Genomic DNA, 19,585 nt, shown 5'->3' with positions numbered 1-19,585 from the left:
AACCTATTGAAACATCACAACTAGCGCCTCAACCCAGCACGCGGCGGTGGAAGCGCAGGTGGTCTTCCAAGAAGGTCGAGATGAAGTAGTAGCCGTGATCGTAATCCGGCTGGCGGCGCAGGGTCAGCGGCTGGCCCACGCCCAGGCAGGCGGCCTCGAAGGCTTCCGGATACAGCTGCTCGGCCAGGAATTTGTCGGCCTGTCCCTGGTCGATCAGGATCCCGCCGGGGAAGGGCGCGCGCGTCATGCCCGCCATCAGCTCGGTGGCGTCGTACTGGCGCCAGAGCGCTTCGTCCGGTCCGAGGTAGCCGCCGAAGGCCTTCTTGCCCCATGGGCAGCGCATCGGCGCGGCGATCGGCGCAAAGGCGGAGACCGAGCGGAACAGGTCGGGATTGCGCAGCGCCAGCATCAGGGCGCCGTGGCCGCCCATCGAGTGCCCGAAGATGCCCACGCGCGCCGGGTCGGCCGGCAGCGTGTCGAGCACCAGCTGGCGCAGCTCGAGGATGTGGCTGTACATGCGGTAGTGGCGCGACCAGGGCTCCCGGAGCGCATCGACGTAGAAGCCGGCGCCGGCGCCGAAGTCCCAGTCGTCCGTTTCGCCCGGCACGCCGGCGCCGCGCGGGCTGGTGTCGGGCGCGACCAGGATGATGCCTTCCTCGGCGGCCACGCGCTGGGCGCCGGCCTTGGTCATGAAGGTCTCCTCGGTGCAGGTCAGGCCCGCCAGGTAGAACAGCACCGGCAGGGGCTTGTCGCCGGCCCCGGGCGGCAGGTAGACGGAATAGCGCATCGGCAGGCCGATCGCCTGGGAGTCGAAGGAATAAAAGCGCTGCACGCCGCCGAAGCAGGCGTGTTCGTTGAGCAGGTCTGGCATGACTGTTTTTCTTGGTTGGGATGCCGCCAGTATGCCCTGCTGCGCGCACGCGTGCCAGTCATACGAAGCCGAGCGCGCCCAGTACGGCGCCCAGGGCCAGCAGCCACAGGATGTGCAGGCGGGTGCGCCAGATGACGAGGCAGCTCGCGCCGGCCAGCAGCCAGAGCGCCCAGTCGCGGTTGCCGCCCCGGCTGCTCGCCGTGGCCAGCAGCCAGCTGGTCGCCAGCAGCATGCCGATCACCATCGGCGCCATGCCCAGCTTGAAGGCGCGCACCGCGCGCAGCTCGCGGTTGCGGTGGCCCCATCGGGCGACCTGGTAGGTCAGGACGGAGGAGGGTAGCAGGATGCCGGTCATGGTGGTGCCCACCCCGAGAAAGGCGGCCGCCAGGCTGCCCGTGTTCATGCCCACGTGCCAGCCCATCAGGGCCACGAACAGCACGTTGGGGCCGGGCGCGGCCTGGGCCAGCGCGACCGATTCGCTGAACTGCGATTCGCTGAGCCAGCCCTTGTCTTCGACCAGGTAGCGGTGCATGTCGCCCGTGGCCGAGATCGCGCCGCCCAGCGAGAGCAGGGACAGCATCAGGTAGTGGATGAAGAGGTCGAGCCAGTCGTGCCAGCCGAACACCAGCTGCGGCGCGTTCATGGCCGCAAGCGGCGCCAGGCCAGCACGCAGCCGAGCAGGCCGAGCGGCGGCAGCACCCACAGCAGCGGGACCCGCACCCACGCCAGCAGCACGAAGCCGGCGGCCGCGATCGCGATGCACATGGGAAGCGGAATGGGATTCCTGGCCAGCGCGCTCGACAGCCTGAGGCCGGCCGCCGCGATCAGGCCGGCGGATACCGCCGCCATGCCGCGCAGGGCGCCGCCGACGGCCGGATCGTCCTTGAACTGCGCGTGCACGACCGCCAGCAGCAGCACCAGCACCAGGGGCATGGCCAGCAGGCCGCCCATTGCCGCCAGGGCGCCGCGCAGGCCGAACCAGCGCGCGCCGAGCGTCAGGGCCAGGTTGACCACGTTGGGGCCGGGCATGATCTGCGCCACCGCCCAGTCCTCGACGAACTCCTCCTGCGTCAGCCAGCGCTTGCGCTCGACCAGCTCGTGCTGGACGACCGGCAGCACGCCGCCGAAGCCCTGCAGGGCCAGGACGGTGAAGGAGACGAAGAGATCGGTGAGCGAGGCGGGCCGGGGGCGGGAAGGTGGCGAGTCCATCGCCGCATTATCGCCGTGGGCGGCGCGCCCTGTCCACGCGGACCCGGCCGGCCTCAGCCGCCGCCGATCCCGCGCATGACGTGGCCGCTGCCGCCGCAGTTCGGGCAGGGCTTGCCGTCGGCCTGCTTGCCGCTGCCGGCGCAGATTTCGCAGACGTCTTCGCCGGCGCCGGGCGTGCCGGGTTCGGCTTCGTCGCCGGGATTCATGTCGGGGTCGGGATGGGTGTTCATGGTGTCCTCGTTCGTCGATGGGTGGCGCGGCCATTGTAGGCGGCGCGAGGAGGCTGTGTCGCAGCGCTGCCCGGCTTGTACAGTCCAAGCACATATTCGGAATCGTCCCTTTGACCTGAATCGGGTATTGACATTGATCTGGCTTCGACCATACTGCTCGCAGCCCCACCAATCCATGACAGAAAGGGCAGGCGCACGATGAATCCTCCGCGTACCCTCCACGCCATCTCCGACGACGCCAGGGAGGCCAGGTGCGACCTGCGCCAGCGCGACATCGTCGACGACGCGATTCTCCTGATGCGCGCCGCCGGCACGCTGTCCGCCCTCGAATTCCTGAAGTCGCATGCGGTCGACACGCGGATCATCACCCGTGTCCTGCTCGACCCGTCGAAGCGCCGCAGCGGCGCCGCCCTGCGCCCGGCCTGAAACGGCTTTGTGCACTGGCCGGCGCGGTTCGAAGGCGGGTCAGGCAGAGCCGGCTTATGCACATAAATTTTTTAAGGTTAATTTTGTGTGCAGGCCTGATGCGCAGGCGGGACATGCATGTAAACCCTTGATTTTTGGGGCTATCGGCGCTGCCTTCCCAATAGGCAAATTGTTGAAAGCCGCATCAATGGCCGCGTCCGGCGTGTCAAGCCCCCGCTTTTCCACATAGTTATTCACAGAGTTTGTGGATATCCGGAAAATATTTTATAGATCCGTGACTTAGCGATTTTTTTGCTTGTAATGCATGACCAGAGAGCGGGTATGTTCGGGCGACAGGCCAAGACAATGCTTGTGCCCGTCCAGATTTCTGCTTGCGCAACACAACTGGACAAATGTACAGTATGGCATTTTCACCCCAGCCGCCCCCATGTCCGCCGTTATCGACCAGCCTGCCGTGCCAAGCGATCCGTTCGCGAGCCTCAATGCCGAACAGCGGGCCGCGGTCGAGCACGACATCGGCGCTGAGCTGGTGCGTCCCCTGCTGGTCGTGGCCGGGGCCGGCTCGGGCAAGACGAATACCCTGGCGCACCGGGTGGCGCGCCTGATCCAGTCGGGAGCCGATCCCCAGCGTATCCTGCTGCTGACCTTCTCGCGCCGCGCCGCGGGCGAGATGGGCCAGCGCGCCAGCGGTGTGCTGCAGCGCCTGCTGGGCCGGAATGGCGCCGGTTCTCCGATCACGCTGCCCTGGGCCGGCACCTTCCACGCGATCGGCGCGCGCCTGCTGCGCGAATACGCCGGCCGCATCGGCCTCGACGAATCCTTCACCATCCATGACCGCGGCGATTCGGAAGACCTGATGGGCATGGTGCGCCACGAGATCGGCCTGTCGAATACAGAGAAACGCTTTCCGCTCAAGGGCACCTGCCTGTCGATCTATTCGCGGGTGGTGAACAGCCGCGCGCCGTTGGACCAGGTGCTGCAGTCGACCTTCCCCTGGTGCAGCGAGTGGGAAGGCCAGCTCAAGACCCTGTTCGGCGCCTACGTCGACGCCAAGCAGGAGCAGAACGTGCTCGACTACGACGACCTGCTGCTGTTCTGGGCCGAGATGGCCGGCGACCCGGTGCTGGGTCCCGAGCTCGGCGCCCTGTTCGACCACGTGCTGGTCGACGAATACCAGGACACCAACCGCCTGCAGGCCTCCATCCTCACCGGCATGAAGCCGGGCGGCGAGGGCGTGATGGTGGTGGGCGACGACGCCCAGTCGATCTACGCCTTCCGCGGCGCGACGGTCCGCAACATCCTCGACTTTCCCAAGGAATTCACGCGCCCGGCAGAGGTCATCACGCTGGAGCGCAACTACCGCTCGACCCAGCCCATCCTGGACGCCTCGAACGCGGTGATCGCCGGCGCGCTGGAGCGCCACGCGAAGACGCTGTGGACCGACAAGGCCTCCGGCGCCAAGCCGCAGCTGGTCCTGATTCCCGACGAGGCCGAGCAGGCGCGCTGGGTCTGCAATCGCATCCTCGAGCACCGCGAGGCCGGGATTGCGCTCACCCAGCAGGCGGTGCTGTTCCGTGCGGCCAGCCACAGCGCGGCGCTGGAGCTTGAACTGATGCGCCGGAACATCCCCTTCGTGAAATTCGGCGGCCTGAAATTCCTCGAAGCCTCCCATATCAAGGACGTGCTGGCGATGCTGCGCTTCGTGCAGAATCCGGCCGGGCGCATGGCGGGTTTCCGGACCGTGCAGCTGATCCCCGGCATCGGCCAGGCTACCGCGACCCGCCTGCTGGACGCGATCGCGGCATCGCCCGACCCGGTGGCGGCGCTGGAGGGCTTCGCGCCGCCGGCGCGCAGCAAGGCCGACTGGGAGGCTTTCTGCGCCCTGTACCGGCGCCTGCGCACGCCGGGCCTGCGCTGGCCGGCCGACATCGAACTGGTCAAGCAGTGGTACCTGCCGCACCTGGAGCGCCTGCACGACGATGCACAGGTGCGCGCGGCCGACGTCGAGCAGCTGGCCGCCCTGGCGGGCGGCCACGGTTCGCGCGAAGCCTTCCTGGCCGAGATCACGCTCGATCCGCCCGAGGCCACCAGCGACCGCGCCGGGCCGCCCCTGCTCGACGAAGACTACGTGATCCTCTCGACCATCCATTCGAGCAAGGGGCAGGAGTGGAAATCCGTGCACGTGCTGAACGTGGTGGACGGCTGCATCCCGTCGGACATGGCGACGGGGAACCAGGACGACATCGAGGAAGAGCGGCGCCTGCTCTACGTGGCGATGACGCGCGCCCGCGAACACCTGCACCTGGTGCTCCCGAACCGCTTCTTCATCAAGCAGCAGGCGTCCACGGGCGACCGCCACGTGTATGCGGCGCGCACGCGCTTCATCACCCCGGCCATGCTGAAGCATTTCGAGGAGAGCACCTGGCTCGACGCCGGGTCCCGGCACCTGCGCGCACCGGTGCCGGAGAGCGTGCGGATGCTGGTGAGAGACCGGGCAAGAAATGCGTGGAAATGAGCGCGCGAGATGAGCGCAGATGAAGGCATGTTGACGACTTATCCCCCGCCGGCGGGTTTTGTAGGAATCTGCCTAAGGTATTAAGGCTGCACGAAAGCTGTGCGTACGTAAGTCATTGATTTTACGAGGCTTTGATTTTGACTTCAAAACGGGCATTTTGTTGAAACCCGCGCCATTACTGGACTTTCGGCTTGTCAAGTAGTGCTTTTCCACATCTTTATCCACAGATCTTGTGGATATTGGCGAATGTTCAAAAGAATCAGGCACTTAGCTGTCAGATTTGATCTTTATCAATTCCTAAGGCCTCGGCCAGCAGCGTCAGCGCCGGCAGTGCGCCCATCTCCAGTGCGACCCCGTTGCGTACCGCCGCTTCGCGCGGATTGATGCGTACGACAGGGACGCCTTGCGACTCGGCCATTCGCCGCACCGAGGGAATGTCCACACCGGCGCCGATCTCGATGACAGCCAGGCGGCGCGCGGCGGCGCGCCACTCGGCGAAACGCTCGTATTGCGCCTCGGTACGGCCGGCCAGCCAGGCGCCGTCATTGAACATCAGGATGTTCGGCCGCGCGAGCATGCCGCAGTTCGGGCATTGCGGCAGTGGCGAAACCAGCCTGCACGCGTCCATGTCGACTTCCGGCGCGATGGCAGTGGCCGGCCAGATGGCATGGCAGCAGGGACGGGTGCACTGCAGGTAGTGGATCGAGCCGTGGCATTCGACAATCCCGGAGAATCCTGCGCGTTGAAACTGGCCGTCGACATTGCTTGTGAAGACGTGGGCCCCATGAGGGGCGCGTGCCGCGATGGCCCGCAGGATGGCGAAGCCGGCGTGCGGCCGCGTGGCCCGGTACAGGGCCAGGCGGTGTCCATAGAAACCCCAGGCGAGATGCGGATCGTCGTCGAAGGTGGCCGGGTTGGCCATGTCGTGGAAGGCCAGGCCGAGACGGGCCAGCGGCGGATAGGCGCGCCAGAAGCCGGTGGTGCCGCGAAAGTCGGGCAGGCCGGAATCCACGCCGATTCCCGCGCCCGCGGCGATCAGGATCGCGCCCGCATCGGCAAGCAGCGCGGCGCCGCGTTCGATGGCCTGGTCAGGATCCATGGCCTTCTTCGCGCTTGAGGCGTTCCAGCTCAAGCAGGAAGCGCTCGGCGGCCAGGCCGGGCGCCCACGGTTCCCAGGGCGTGCAGCCGTAGTGATCGGCCAGCGGGTCGCGCTCCAGCACCCGGGCGCGGATCTTCAGGGTGCGCAGCACTTCCTCGCGGGTCCAGCCGGTGACGTGCACGGCTTCGGAAGCGGCGGCCAGGCGGTCGGCCTGCTTGTGCAGGCGGTGTTCCTTCTCGGTCCAGGCGGGCAGGCCGTAGCGCAGGAAGACCGCCTGCTCGAGGCGCCGCGTCAGGGCCCGGAAACCCTCGCCCAGGAAGGGCTTGATGACCGAGACCGCGTCGAAGCCGAGCAGGCCTTCCTCGGCGTCGTGCAGCAGCTCGCGCAGCTCCTGCACCGGAGAAGGGCGGGGAGACACCGCCCGCCGCAGCAGCATCACGGCGATCGAATGCTGGGCCACCGACAGCGGCAGCGGCCAGGCCGAGTGTCCGCCCCAGCGGTAGGTGCGGGCCAGGCCGAGCGCCAGGTCGGCGTCGTCCCAGTCGAAGGGGGTGGGGTTGAGCAGGTCCAGGCGCTTGCCCGAGGGCATGCGGACCCATGCGCGCACCTCTGGTGCGCCGGGCGTGTTGTGCATGTGGCGATTTTACACACGAGCACGCGCATTCTCCGCATAATTGATACAGGCAAAGAGGGCCTGCGGGCGTCTCCCTACACTGGGACGATTCGGCGTGGAGGCGGACATGGTGGAAGACAGCGGGTTCGAATACGATGTGCTGGTGGTCGGCGGCGGCATCAATGGCGCGGGCATCGCGCGCGACGCGGCAGGGCGCGGCCTGCGGGTGCTCCTGTGCGACAAGGACGACCTCGGCGCCCACACGTCCTCGGCGTCCAGCAAGCTGGTGCACGGAGGCCTGCGCTACCTCGAACACTACGAGTTCGGCCTGGTGCGCAAGGCCCTGGCCGAGCGCGAAGTGCTGCTGCGCAGCGCGCCCCACATCATGCACCCGCTGCGCTTCGTGATGCCCCAGGATAGCGGCCAGCGGCCCGCCTGGCTGATCCGCGCCGGCCTGTTCCTCTACGACCGCCTGGCGCCGCGCGAATTCCTGCCCGGCTCGCGGGCGGTCGACCTGGCCGGGCACCGCGCCGGCGGCCCGCTCAAGCCCGCCTTCAGGCGCGGCTTCGTGTACTCGGACGGCTGGGTCGACGATGCGCGGCTGGTCGTGCTCAATGCGCTCGACGCCCATGAACGCGGCGCCGAGGTACGCACCCGCACGCGCTGCAGCGGCTTCGAACGGCACGCGCGGCACTGGGTGGTCACGCTGGAAGGGGAAGGCGGGCGCAAACGGGTGCGCACGCGCTGCCTGGTCAACGCAGCCGGTCCCTGGGCGGGACGGGTCGATGCGGTGGCCAGCGGCGCCGCTCCCACGGCACAGCGGCGCCTGCGCCTCGTGAAGGGCAGCCACATCGTGGTGCCGCGCCTGTTCGACCACAGCTACGCCTACATCTTCCAGCACCCGGACGGGCGCATCGTCTTCGCCATGCCCTACGAGGGCGTCTTCACCCTCATCGGCACGACCGACCTCGACTTCACGGGCGACCCGGACGAGGTCGTGATCGCCGATACCGAAACCTCCTACCTGTGCGCGCTCGCGAACCGCTACTTCCGGCGCCAGGTCTGGCCCTCGGATGTGGTGTGGAGCTATTCCGGGGTGCGTCCCCTGTTGGAGGACGCGTCCGACAAGGCCGCGGAGGCCACGCGCGATTATTCCCTGGGCCGCGACGGCGCCGGCGCCCCCTTGCTGTCGGTCTTCGGCGGCAAGATCACCACCTACCGCCGGCTGGCCGAAGAGGCGACGGACTGGATCGCATCGAGCCTTGGCCCCGCGCGGCCCGCCTGGACCGCGGACGCACTGCTGCCCGGCGGCGACCTGTTCGGCCCGCTGCCCGACAAGCGCGGCGTGCTCGAATTCGACCGCTGGGTCGCGGCCCTTCAGCGCCGGCTCGACTGGCTGCCGCCGGGCCTGGTGGGGCGCTGGGCGCGCGCCTACGGGACCCGCGTGGACACCCTGCTGGCGGATGCGCGCGGCCTCGACGGGCTGGGAGCCGAGATCGTGCCCGGTCTGTATGAAGCCGAACTGCGTTACCTGGTGCGGCACGAATGGGCGCGCAGCGCCCAGGACGTGCTCTGGCGGCGCAGCAAGCTGGGCCTGCACCTGCCGCCGGGCTGCGCCGACGCGATCGACGCCTGGATCGCGGCCGAGCGTGCCCCCAGCGGCGTCGCGCCGGGCGTGCCGGCCCAGGTCCGGCCGGGCTATCATGGCGCATCGATCACTTGAGAAGGAATGCCGATGCGCCTCTACACCAGTCCCCGTGCGCCGAATCCGCGGCGCGTCGCCATGTTCATGGCCGCCAAGGGCATCACCGGCATCGAGACCGTCGAGGTCGACCTGAACGCCGGCGGGCACCGCAACCCGGAATTCCTCGCGCTGAACCCGATGGGCCGCATTCCCGTGCTGGTGCTGGACGACGGCCGCGCCCTGAGCGAGACGCGCGCCATCTGCACCTACCTCGAGGGCCTGTATCCGGAGCCGAACCTGATGGGCGTCGATGCGACCGAGCGCGCCTTCATCGAGATGGCCGACCGGCGCGTGGAACTGCACCTGATGCTGGAGATCGCGCACTGCGTGCGCCACACGCATCCAGGGCTGGCGGTGCTGGAGCAGCCGCAGTTTCCCGAGTTCGGCGCGGCGCAGGGGCGGAAGATGCGCGATACGGCGCGGTGGCTGGATGGGGAGCTGGACAAGCACCCCTATGTGGCGGGGGAGCGCTTCACGATTGCCGATATCACGGCCTTCTGCGCGCTGGAGTTCGCGCGCGGCCTGATGAAGTTCAGGCCGGGGGAGGAAGGGATGCCGCACCTGCAGGCGTGGCGCGACCGTATGTCGAAGTTGTAGGGTGGGCAGATTCTGCCCACGCGTTCAGCCGGCTGCGAGATCATCCGGACCTTACATTCCACCACTAACGATCACCGCGTGGGCGGAAATCCGCCCACCCTACGATAAGCAGACCGCATGCGCGGATTAGCGTACGCGCTTGTACCACCCGCCATCCCCGAACAGCGGCTGGTAATCCTCCACCCCCGCATCCGTCGCCTCCAGCTCGCGGTCCAGCCCCAGCACGCCGAACAGCGACAGGCTGTCGCGGAACAGCCTCAGCACGCGCTGGCGCAGCAGCGGCCCGAAGTCGGGCAGGGCGCGGCGGCAGACGATGCCGTGGAACTCGTTGAAGGACGCGTCGGTCACCAGGCTGTACTGCGCCCAGGTGATGCGTTCGCGCAGGCGCGGCAGCAGGCGCGCCTCGCCGTTCACAATCTCGAAATAGTCCGCCAGGCGCCCGTTGCCGCCGCTGGCCTCGTAATGCGATTGCGAGGACTGGAGCTGCGCCGCGGGCAGGGAAGCGGCCCGCATCCGGGCCAGCTGCTCGTCGCTGCCGACGGTGGCGAAGACCTGGGTGCGGGCGTAGAGCTTTTCCTCGGCCAGCAGGATCGCCAGGGTCCAGGCCTCGGCCACGCCGGCGGGTTCGGCCAGCCAGACCTTGGGCAGCGCGGTCGGGCGCAGGCTGTCGCCCAGCGCCGTGCGCAGCCGCCGGGTATCGTCGGGCAGGTCGAACAGGGGCGCCGCCGGCACGCCGAGGGCGCGCACCACGTCTTCCGCCACCCCGCCCTCGTGCAGCAGGCGCTCCTGCAGGCTCGAGAGCGTGGCCAGGCCGCGCGCTGAAACCTCTGCAAGCAGGCGCTCGCGCAGCCTGTCGCGCCCGTAGCCGCGGAGGTCGATGCCGAAGCGCTGGTACAGCGCCTCGAGCAGCAGCTCGATCTCGAGCTCCTCCGTTGCCTGGCGCTCGGCCAGGCTGGCGAAGCCACTGATGTCGCGAGCCGTCATCAGTGCAACCATTAATGGAGCCAAACGCGCATCATCGACAGCAGCTGGGCCACGTCGACCGGCTTGGTGATGTAGTCCGAGGCGCCCGCGGCGATGCACTTGTCGCGGTCACCCTTCATCGCCTTCGCGGTCAGGGTGATGATGGGCAGCGAGCGGAACTTCGGAATGCGGCGGATCGCCCGCATCGTGTCGTAGCCGTCCATCTCCGGCATCATGATGTCCATCAGGACGATCTCGATGGTCGGATCCTTCTCCAGCACCTCGATGCCGTCGCGGCCGTTCTCGGCGAACAGCACCTGCATCTGCTGGCGCTCCAGCAGGGTGGACAGGGCGAAGATGTTGCGCAGGTCGTCGTCGACGATCAGGACCTTGCGGCCGGCCAGGCCGCCATCGAGCGCGTGGATCTCTTCGAGCATGCGGCGCTGCTGCTCCGGCAGGCTGGCCTGCGAACGGTGCAGGAACAGGGCGGTTTCGTCCAGCAGGCGTTCCGGCGAGCGGGCGTCCTTGATGACGATGGTCTTGGCGTAGCGCTTGAGCTTCGTGACTTCGCCGCGCGAGAGTTCCTTGGCGGTGTAGATCACGATCGGCAAGTCGCGCAGGCGCTCGTTCTTGGTGATCCTGTCCATCAGCTCGAAGCCCGAGATGTCCGGCAGGGTCAGGTCCAGCACCATGCAGTCGAAGTGCTGGCTCTCCAGCGTTTCGAGGGCGGCGGCGCCGGTGTCGACGGTGACCATGTGGATGTCGGTGTTGCCGATCAGGGCCACGATGGACTCGCGCTGGGCCATGTCGTCTTCCACCACCAGCAGCGAGCGCTTGCCGCCCATCAGGAACTTCTGGATGCGCTTGAATTCTTCCTGCAGCGCTTCGCGGCCCACCGGCTTGTTGATGTAGGAGATGGCGCCCTGGCGCAGCGCACGCTCGCGTTCGCGCAGGGACGACATCACGTGCACCGGGATGTGGCGGGTGTTCGGGTCGCGCTTGAGGCGGTCGAGCACCGTGAAGCCGTCGATGTCCGGCAGGTCGATGTCGAGCAGGATCGCGGACGGCAGGTAGTCGCGGGCCAGCGACAGGGCCGAGTCGCCGCGCTGGGTGACGATGGCCTTGAAGTTCTTCTCGCGGGCGAAGTCGAGCAGCACCTTGGCGAAGCGCTCGTCGTCCTCGACGATCAGCACCGAAGGATCGCCCGGCGTCACGAGGCCGCGGTCATCCAGCACCGAGGCGTATTCGACCTGCGCGCCCGTTTCGGCCGACGCGTCGGCGGTCGCCACGTCGGCGCTTGCCTGCACCACCGGCTGGTAGGACACGGTGGTGGCGGTGCTTGCCGGCGGCGGAGCCAGGCGCGCCGGCTGCGGCTGGCGCGTCTGTTCGTAGTTGACGAAGCCTGCGCGGTTGTAGGGCAGGTACAGCGTGAACGTGGAGCCGACGTTGACCGTGGACTCGACACGGATTTCGCCGCCCAGCAGGCGCGCCAGTTCGCGCGAGATCGACAGGCCCAGGCCGGTGCCGCCGTATTTACGGGCGGTGGAGCCGTCGGCCTGCTGGAATGCCTCGAAGATCAGCTGCAGCTTGTCGGACGGGATGCCGACGCCGGTGTCGCGCACCGAGAAGGCCAGCACCGCATCCGCGTGCACCAGGTTCGGGTGGTCGGCGGTCCAGCCGCTGTTCACCAGGCTGATGCTCATCGAGACCGTGCCGTGGCTGGTGAACTTGAAGGCGTTGGACAGCAGGTTCTTCAACACCTGCTGCAGGCGCGTGGTGTCGGTCATCACCGCGGTCGGCAGGTTGTCGGCCAGGTCGACCTCGAAACCGAGGTGCTTGGCTTCGGCCATGTGGCGGAAGGTGCGGTCCACGTAGTTGCGCAGGTTCGAGAAGCGGTATTCCGACACGTCCAGGGTGACGGTACCGGATTCGATCTTCGACAGGTCGAGAATGTCGTTAATCAGGGTCAGCAGGTCGGAGCCCGAGCCGTGGATGGTCTTCGCGAATTCCACCTGGCGGCCCGACAGGTTGCCCTCGGGGTTATCCGAGAGCTGCTGGGCCAGGATCAGCAGCGAGTTCAGCGGTGTACGCAGCTCGTGCGACATATTCGCCAGGAACTCGGACTTGTACTTGGAGGACAGGGCCAGCTGGGTCGCCTTTTCTTCCAGCGCCAGCTTGGCCTGCTCCACCTCGCGGTTCTTGCGTTCCACCTCGATGTTCTGCTCGGACAGCAGGCGCGCCTTTTCCGCCAGTTCCTGGTTGGTCTGCTGCAGTTCCTGCGCCAGCGATTGCGACTGGGTCAGCAGCGACTCGGTACGGCTGTTTGCCTCGATGGTGTTCAGCACCACGCCGATCGATTCCATCAGCTGGTCGAGGAAGGACAGGTGGGTCTCGGTGAAGCGGTCGAGCGAGGCGATCTCGATGACCGCCTTGACCTGCTGTTCGAACAGGATCGGCAGCACCACGATGTTGTTCGGCGGCGCCGAGCCCAGGCCCGAGGACACCACGATGTAGTCGCGCGGCACGTCGGTCAGCCAGATACGGCTCTTCTCCAGCGCGCACTGGCCCACCAGGCCCTCGCCCGGCAGGAAGGAAGTCGGCAGCTTGCGGCTGGAACGGTAGCCGTAGGAGGCGATCATGCGCAGGCGTGCATCGGTCTCCTGCGAGTCCATCATGTAGAACACGCCGTGGTGGGCCGAGACCAGCGGCGCCAGTTCCGAAAGAATCAGCTTGGTCACGGCCTGCAGGTCGCGCTGGCCCTGCAGCAGGCGGGTGAATCGGGCAAGGTTGGTCTTGAGCCAATCCTGCTGCGCGTTCTTCTGCGTGGTCTCCTTCAGGTTACGGATCATCTCGTTGATGTTGTCCTTCAGGTAGGACACCTCGCCGCGCGCTTCCACCTGGATGCTACGCGAGAGGTCACCACGGGTCACCGCGGTCGCCACCTCGCCGATCGCGCGCATCTGGTTGGTCAGGTTTGCCGCCAGCTGGTTGACGTTCTCGGTCAAGTCCTTCCAGGTACCCGCCACACCCGACACGTTCGCCTGGCCGCCGAGTTTACCTTCGGTACCCACCTCACGCGCCACGCGGGTCACCTCGGATGCGAAGGAGGACAGCTGGTCCACCATGACGTTGATGGTGTCCTTCAGTTCGAGAATCTCGCCCTTCACGTCCACGGTAATCTTCTTGGACAGGTCACCGCGCGCCACCGCGGTCGTCACCGCCGCGATGTTACGCACCTGGCCCGTCAGGTTCGACGCCATGAAGTTCACGTTGTCGGTCAAGTCCTTCCAGGTGCCGCCGACACCCGGCACGTAGGCCTGGCCGCCCAGCTTACCCTCGGTACCCACCTCACGCGCCACGCGGGTCACCTCGGATGCGAAGGAGGACAGCTGGTCCACCATGACGTTGATGGTGTTCTTCAGTTCGAGAATCTCGCCCTTCACGTCCACGGTAATCTTCTTGGACAGGTCGCCGTTCGCCACCGCAGTGGTCACCTCGGCGATGTTACGCACCTGGCCGGTCAGGTTACCCGCCATGAAGTTCACGTTGTCGGTCAAGTCCTTCCAGGTACCCGCGACGCCAGGCACGTTTGCCTGGCCGCCCAGGCGGCCCTCGGTACCCACTTCACGCGCCACGCGCGTCACCTCGGATGCGAAGGAGTTCAGCTGGTCGACCATCACGTTGATGGTGTTCTTCAGCTCGAGAATCTCGCCCTTCACGTCCACGGTAATCTTCTTGGACAAGTCGCCGTTCGCCACCGCGGTGGTCACGTCCGCGATGTTACGCACCTGGCCGGTCAGGTTACCCGCCATCGAGTTCACCGAGTCGGTCAAGTCCTTCCAGGTGCCGCCCACGCCCTTCACCTGCGCCTGGCCGCCGAGCTTGCCCTCGGTACCCACCTCACGGGCGACTCGCGTCACCTCGGATGCGAAGGAGGACAGCTGGTCCACCATGACGTTAATCGTGTTCTTCAGTTCGAGAATCTCGCCCTTCACGTCCACGGTGATCTTCTTGGACAGGTCGCCGTTCGCCACCGCGGTCGTCACCGCCGCGATGTTACGCACCTGGCCCGTCAGGTTCGACGCCATGAAGTTCACGTTGTCGGTCAAGTCCTTCCAGGTGCCGCCCACGCCGGGCACGTAGGCCTGGCCGCCGAGTTTGCCTTCGGTACCCACCTCGCGCGCCACGCGCGTCACTTCGGATGCGAAGGAGCGCAGCTGGTCCACCATGACGTTGATGGTGTCCTTCAGCTGCAGGATCTCGCCGCGCACGTCGACGGTAATCTTCTTCGACAAGTCGCCGTTCGCCACCGCGGTGGTCACCTCGGCGATGTTACGCACCTGGGACGTCAGGTTACCCGCCATCGAGTTTACCGAGTCGGTCAGGTCCTTCCAGGTACCCGCCACGCCCTTCACCTGCGCCTGGCCGCCGAGCTTACCCTCGGTACCCACCTCGCGCGCCACGCGCGTCACTTCGGAAGAGAAGGAGGAGAGCTGTTCCACCATGGTGTTCGCGGTCATCGCCGCGCGCAGGTACTGGCCCTTCAGGGGGTGGCCGTCGACTTCCAGCGCCATGGTCTGGGACAGGTCGCCCTTCGCCACGGCGCCGATGACGCGCGCCATCTCGGTGGTCGGGCGCACCAGGTCGTCGATCAGGGTGTTGACCGAGCTGATGATGGTGGCCCAGCCGCCCACCACGCCCGGCACGTCGGCGCGCTGGGTCAGGTGGCCTTCGCGGCCGACGACGCGCGACACCTCGGTGACCGTCTCCACCATTTTTTCCTTGGTCGAGATGATGTCGTTGAGCGTGTCGGCGATCTTGCCGGAGACACCGGTCCAGTCCGAGGGCATGCGCACCGAGAAGTCGCCTTTCTTCAGCGCCATCAGCGTGGTGAGCAGCAGCTTGACGTCCAACTGTTCGCCCATGTCGGTCATGTTATTCATCGACTCGATCCTTGTTTCGATAAGTAATAGGTAAGTGCGGGTAGAGAGGTGCGGCTACATGACGCACTCGAGCCGGTGTCGCCGGCGAATGTGTCATGTGAAACGATCGAAAGATACTCTTGTAAAAATTCAAGTCAAGTAGCTCGGCCGTCAAGAAGTCTTGCAAATTAGAAAATTACTGAAGGCAATCCCGCGGAGGGTAGCGTAGCCGGCCGACAGGCAGCGCACGATTCGGCGCGATGTTGCGTTGTTACGACAATTCGTGGACCAAATTTCGCCGTGTTTACATCGGAATGTGAATTTCGGAGAGAGTTCAGCGTCGCGATTCATCTAGCATGGGAATGCCTGACCGACTATTGTCCCGACGTGCCATGATCGACAACGCCCTGCTGCTGGATTTGCTGGAGGCCCCGAACGACCTCGCGTGGTGCGAGCGCCTGTTCGGGCTGGCGCGCGGGCAGGGCTTCGACCAGGTCCTGTACGGCGTGGTGCCCTCGCGCCATGCGCGTTTCGAAACGGCTTTCTTGCGCAGTAATTATTCGAGCGAATGGCGCAGCCGCTACGACGCCAATGGTTTCGCCTATGTCGACCCGACCGTCGGCCATTGCCTCTCGAGTACCTTGCCCCTGGTCTGGGCCCCGTCCACCTTCGGCGAGGGCGCCTCGGGTGCGTTGTACGAGGAAGCCAGCGCCCACGGCATCAGGAGCGGGGTCACGCTGCCGGTCCACGGCCCGCAAGGGGAGTTCGGGGTGATCAGCTTCGTGTGCGACGCCCGCCCCGGGGTGCCGGTCGAGCGCGCGATCGCGGAGGCGATGCCGGGCCTTTCCCTGATCCGCGACTATGCCTTCGCCTCCTCGGCGCGCTTTCGCGAGGCGAAACTCGAACCCGAGGCGCCGCGCCTGACCCGGCGCGAACTCGAGGTCCTGCAATGGGTCATGGCTGGCAAGTCCTCATGGGAGGTCGCCCGGATCACCAACTGCTCCGAGGCGACCGTCAACTTTCACCTCGCAAACGTGCGCCAGAAATTCGGCGTCAGCACCCGCCAGCAGGCGGTCGTCAAGGCGATCGCCCTGGGCCTGATCACACCTGAAGATCACCATCGCTGAGACGCCCGTTGACGTAGAGGCGCAGCAGGATGGCGACAGGGGCGGGAATGGCCAGGCCGGTTTCGAAGCGACTGCCGCTCGACTGCGTGACCCCGAAGCGGCTCCAGAATTTTTCCTGGCTCTCGCGCTTGGCGATGCGCAGGCGCCGCAGGTCGTGCGACCTGGCCTGCTGGGCCGGACCACCCGCCTGGACAGCCTGCTGGGCTTCCAGTTCCGCCGCCAGTGCGCCGCACATCATATCGTTTGCCATGTTCGATCCCTTTCCGTTCGGTCTATGCAAATTGCAAGTATTCCACCGACGGTACTGCAGCCGCCACCTAGCAGAGCTGATAGTTCCCGCACTGCCCATCTTGCATAAATCTTGTATGCGCAATGCATAAGTCTTCAGAACGATCATCCACCACTCGACTAGGGGCCAACCATGAGCATGCTGATCAACATCGCTGCACGCCGCGAATTCAAATCGAAGGATCTGTGGGAAATGCACACGCTGCGCGCCAAGGTATTTCGCGGGCGGCTGGGCTGGGAAGTGCCGGTCCTGTCCGGCATGGAGATCGACGGCTACGACGCGCTCGAGCCGCGCTACATGCTGATGCGCGAGGCAGGCGGCATGCTGCGCGGCTGCTGGCGCCTGCTGCCGACCGAAGGCCCCTATATGCTGAAGGACTCCTTCCCGCAGCTGCTCGAAGGCCGCGATGCGCCGAGCGATCCGCTGGTGTGGGAGCTGTCGCGTTTCGCGCTGGAGACCGACGGCGCCGGCAGCTACGGTTTCTCCGAGATGACGATGGAATCGATCGCCGCCATCATCCGGCATGGCTACGAGAACGGCCTGTCGCGCTATGTGACGGTGACAACCACGGCAATCGAGCGCCTGCTGCGGCGCGCCGGCGTGGTGACCAGCCGCCTGGGCTCGCCGCAGGTGATCGGGGTCGAGACCGCGGTGGCGCTGTATGTCGACATCGGAGCGACGTGGGAGGCGCTGTTCGCGCACCGGCTGGCCTCCTGACGCGAACGAAGGTGGGGTTCGTAGCGTGGGCGGCTGTGCCGCCCACGCGTTCAAGCGGCTCGAGAATGGACGAGCCGCATCGTCGGATTGTGTCGTTGAACGCGTGGGCGGAGGACCGCCCACCCTACGGTTTTGCAGGCATTAACTGGCGGCGCAGGAAGGTCCAGGTCAGGGCCCACATGCGCGCGATCTGCGCATTGTCCGCCGCGCCGGCGTGCCCGCCCTCGGTGTTCTCCCAGTACAGCACGTCGTGTCCGTATTCCAGCATGCGCGCCGCCATCTTGCGCGCATGGCCCGGGTGCACGCGGTCGTCGCGCGTCGACGTGGTGAACAGCACCCGCGGCCAATGGCCGTCGTCGATGCGCGGGCGCACGTTCTGGTAGGGCGAATAGCGCCCGATCGCTTCCCACTGCGCAGGATCGTCCGGGTCGCCGTATTCGCCCATCCAGGAGGCGCCCGCCAGCAGCTGGTGGTAGCGCCGCATGTCCAGCAGCGGCACCTGGCAGACCACGGCGCCGAACAGCTCGGGGCGCTGGACCATCACGGCGCCAACCAGCAGGCCGCCGTTGCTGCCGCCCATGATGCCCAGGTGGGGCGGCGTGGTGATGCCGCGCGCCACCAGGTCTTCGGCGACGGCGATGAAATCGTCGAAAGCGCGCTGGCGATTTTCCTTAAGCGCTGCCTGGTGCCAGCGCGGCCCGAACTCGCCGCCGCCGCGGATATTGGCCAGCACGTAGACGCCGCCGCGCTCGAGCCAGGCCGCGCCGCTGATGGCGCCATAGGCGGGCTTGAGCGATACCTCGAAGCCTCCGTAGCCATACAGGACGGTGGGTGCGGGGCTCCGCAGCGCGGCGTCGTCCTTCATGACCGCGAAATAGGGCACGCGCGTACCGTCCTGCGAGCTTGCCGTGAACTGCCGCACGCTCAGGCCTTCGGCCTCGAAGAAAGCGGGAAGGGTTTTCAGGGCCTCGCGGGTGTCGCTGCCGGCTTCCGTCAGGTAGAGCGTGGCCGGTTCGAGGAAGCCGTTCACGGTCAGGAAATACCGGTTCGACGTGACCGCGTCGAAGGCCCAGGTCTCGATGGCCTGCGACTCCGGCAGGCCGACGTCGCGCGCCTGCCACGCGCCGTCCACGAAGCGCTGCTCGACCAGGCGGTTGCTCACATTGTCCAGCAGGGTGAGGAGCAGGGCGTCGCGGGTCACCGTGAGGCCGTCCAGCGAGGTGGTCGGGCCCGGCTCGAACAGCAGCTGGAAATCCGTCCCGCCTGCGAGGAAAGCGTCGAATCCGGTGGCGAGCAGCGCGCCCTGCGGATAGCGGCGACCGCCCGCTTCCCAGTCGGACCGCAGTTCGATCACGACCTGGCTGCGTACCGCGAAGGCGTTCGCATCCTCGGGCTTCGGGACCTTGACCAGGGTGTTGCCCTGCAGCACGAACAGCTCGCTGCTGTAGACGCCGATCTGGCGCTGCACGAAGTCGCGTTCGAAGCCGGGCGTGGCGTCGCGCCAGCCGGACGCGGACAGGTCGCTTTGCCCCGCTTCATAGACGGTGAGGGCATGGGCGAGCGGCTGGCCGCGGCGCCAGCGCTTCACGATGCGCGGGTAGCCGGAATCCGTCATCGCGCCGGGACCGAAGTCGGTGCCGACGAAGAGGGTGTCGCGGTCGATCCAGGCCACGTCGCTCTTCGCTTCCTCCAGCACGAAGCCGCCGTCGACGAAGCAGCGGTTCGACAGGTCGAACTCGCGCAGCACGCGGGCGTCGCCGCCGCCGCGCGACAGCGAGACCATGCAGCGGTCTCCTCCCGGCTCCAGGAAGCTGGCCCCGCCCCAGACCCAGTTCTCGCCTTCCTCCCGGGCCAGCAGGTCGAGGTCGATCACGGTCTCCCAGCCTGGTGCGGCCTTGCGGTACTCCTCCAGCGTGGTGCGGCGCCAGATGCCGCGCACGTGCACGGCGTCGCGCCAGAAGTTGTAGAGCAGGCCGGCGTGGCAGCCGGGGTAGGGGATCTTGTCGGTCGAATCGAGGATGCCCTTCAGGCGCGTACGCAGGGCGGGAAAGCCGGGATCGGCTTCGAGTTCGCGCTCGGCGAGCCCGTTCTGCGCGCGCACCCAGTCGCGGGCGCGCTCGCCGTCCACCTCTTCCAGCCAGAGATAGGGGTCGGTCGCAGGGCTTGCAGTGTGGCTTGGCGTGGGCATGGGGATGTGATCGAGAGTGAATTTGGGTGAACAAGTGCAGCGTGCGACCCCCTATACTAGCAATATCGCATCGAC

General features: G+C 66.8%; 16 protein-coding genes. 6 read left to right on the top strand and 10 right to left on the bottom strand.

All coding sequences use genetic code 11. From position 1 onward, the window contains the following. Window positions 1–28: 28 nt before the first annotated feature. Genes fghA through ACQ7JA_RS16190 form a run of 4 tightly spaced genes read right to left on the bottom strand, consistent with a single transcriptional unit; the run spans window position 29 to window position 2,310 of the window. The gene (gene fghA, locus ACQ7JA_RS16205; RefSeq protein ID WP_430899522.1) at window positions 29–871 is read right to left on the bottom strand and encodes an S-formylglutathione hydrolase; all 843 of its coding nucleotides are present in this window, start codon (window positions 869–871) and stop codon (window positions 29–31) included. A 58-nt stretch (window positions 872–929) separates the two neighbouring features. Beyond that, window positions 930–1,514, bottom strand: a complete 585-nt coding sequence (locus ACQ7JA_RS16200; protein WP_430899520.1) for a chromate transporter — start codon at window positions 1,512–1,514, stop codon at window positions 930–932. Further along, window positions 1,511–2,080, bottom strand: coding sequence for a chromate transporter (locus tag ACQ7JA_RS16195; RefSeq protein ID WP_430899518.1), 570 nt, complete (start codon window positions 2,078–2,080; stop codon window positions 1,511–1,513). Before ACQ7JA_RS16195 ends, ACQ7JA_RS16200 begins: the two co-directional genes overlap by 4 nt. A gap of 53 nt (window positions 2,081–2,133) precedes the next feature. Then, on the bottom strand, window positions 2,134–2,310 hold the full coding sequence (locus ACQ7JA_RS16190; RefSeq protein WP_430899516.1) for a hypothetical protein: 177 nt from the start codon (window positions 2,308–2,310) through the stop codon (window positions 2,134–2,136). Between the two features lie 198 nt (window positions 2,311–2,508). On the opposite strand from ACQ7JA_RS16190, the gene ACQ7JA_RS16185 reads away from it, so the two are divergent. After that, window positions 2,509–2,736, top strand: coding sequence for a hypothetical protein (locus ACQ7JA_RS16185; RefSeq protein WP_430899514.1), 228 nt, complete (start codon window positions 2,509–2,511; stop codon window positions 2,734–2,736). Between the two features lie 427 nt (window positions 2,737–3,163). After that, window positions 3,164–5,251, top strand: a complete 2,088-nt coding sequence (locus tag ACQ7JA_RS16180) for an ATP-dependent helicase (protein ID WP_430899512.1) — start codon at window positions 3,164–3,166, stop codon at window positions 5,249–5,251. 274 nt (window positions 5,252–5,525) lie between these two features. On the opposite strand, the gene ACQ7JA_RS16175 is transcribed toward ACQ7JA_RS16180, so the two are convergent. Together ACQ7JA_RS16175 and ACQ7JA_RS16170 are read right to left on the bottom strand one after the other, a co-directional pair. Continuing rightward, window positions 5,526–6,350, bottom strand: a complete 825-nt coding sequence (locus ACQ7JA_RS16175; RefSeq protein ID WP_430899510.1) for an SIR2 family NAD-dependent protein deacylase — start codon at window positions 6,348–6,350, stop codon at window positions 5,526–5,528. Then, a complete protein-coding gene (locus tag ACQ7JA_RS16170) occupies window positions 6,340–6,984 on the bottom strand; it encodes a phosphohydrolase (RefSeq protein ID WP_430899508.1) in 645 nt (214 codons plus the stop codon). Before ACQ7JA_RS16170 ends, ACQ7JA_RS16175 begins: the two co-directional genes overlap by 11 nt. A gap of 106 nt (window positions 6,985–7,090) precedes the next feature. On the opposite strand from ACQ7JA_RS16170, the gene glpD reads away from it, so the two are divergent. Both glpD and ACQ7JA_RS16160 read left to right on the top strand, forming a co-directional pair. Further along, window positions 7,091–8,686, top strand: a complete 1,596-nt coding sequence (gene glpD / locus ACQ7JA_RS16165; protein ID WP_430899506.1) for a glycerol-3-phosphate dehydrogenase — start codon at window positions 7,091–7,093, stop codon at window positions 8,684–8,686. A gap of 12 nt (window positions 8,687–8,698) precedes the next feature. After that, window positions 8,699–9,304 (top strand): glutathione S-transferase family protein, encoded by a 606-nt coding sequence (locus ACQ7JA_RS16160; protein ID WP_430899786.1) that lies wholly within the window; start codon window positions 8,699–8,701, stop codon window positions 9,302–9,304. Between the two features lie 126 nt (window positions 9,305–9,430). Here ACQ7JA_RS16160 and ACQ7JA_RS16155 read toward each other — a convergent pair whose 3' ends face one another. Beyond that, the gene (locus tag ACQ7JA_RS16155; protein WP_430899504.1) at window positions 9,431–10,288 is read right to left on the bottom strand and encodes a CheR family methyltransferase; all 858 of its coding nucleotides are present in this window, start codon (window positions 10,286–10,288) and stop codon (window positions 9,431–9,433) included. Between the two features lie 11 nt (window positions 10,289–10,299). Next, the gene (locus ACQ7JA_RS16150) at window positions 10,300–15,210 is read right to left on the bottom strand and encodes a HAMP domain-containing protein (protein ID WP_430899502.1); all 4,911 of its coding nucleotides are present in this window, start codon (window positions 15,208–15,210) and stop codon (window positions 10,300–10,302) included. A gap of 371 nt (window positions 15,211–15,581) precedes the next feature. Here ACQ7JA_RS16150 and ACQ7JA_RS16145 point away from each other — a divergent pair, with 371 nt between their 5' ends. Next, the gene (locus ACQ7JA_RS16145; RefSeq protein ID WP_430899500.1) at window positions 15,582–16,316 is read left to right on the top strand and encodes an autoinducer binding domain-containing protein; all 735 of its coding nucleotides are present in this window, start codon (window positions 15,582–15,584) and stop codon (window positions 16,314–16,316) included. On the opposite strand, the gene ACQ7JA_RS16140 is transcribed toward ACQ7JA_RS16145, so the two are convergent. Further along, window positions 16,291–16,566, bottom strand: coding sequence for a helix-turn-helix domain-containing protein (locus ACQ7JA_RS16140; protein ID WP_430899498.1), 276 nt, complete (start codon window positions 16,564–16,566; stop codon window positions 16,291–16,293). The two genes, ACQ7JA_RS16145 and ACQ7JA_RS16140, sit on opposite strands and share 26 nt — an antisense overlap. Before the next feature lie 171 nt (window positions 16,567–16,737). Between ACQ7JA_RS16140 and ACQ7JA_RS16135 the strand changes: the two genes are divergently transcribed. Then, complete coding sequence (locus ACQ7JA_RS16135) at window positions 16,738–17,322, top strand: acyl-homoserine-lactone synthase (protein ID WP_430899496.1); 585 nt, start codon at window positions 16,738–16,740, stop codon at window positions 17,320–17,322. Window positions 17,323–17,446: 124 nt separating this feature from the next. Here the strand turns inward: ACQ7JA_RS16135 and ACQ7JA_RS16130 are convergent, their stop codons facing one another. Beyond that, window positions 17,447–19,510 (bottom strand): prolyl oligopeptidase family serine peptidase, encoded by a 2,064-nt coding sequence (locus tag ACQ7JA_RS16130; protein WP_430899494.1) that lies wholly within the window; start codon window positions 19,508–19,510, stop codon window positions 17,447–17,449. Window positions 19,511–19,585: the final 75 nt, after the last annotated feature.

The organism is Massilia sp. BKSP1R2A-1, from assembly GCF_050586525.1.
GTDB lineage: Bacteria > Pseudomonadota > Gammaproteobacteria > Burkholderiales > Burkholderiaceae_D > Telluria.
Note: the sequence above shows the minus strand (reverse complement) of the source record. Positions and strands in the feature narration are given on the sequence as shown.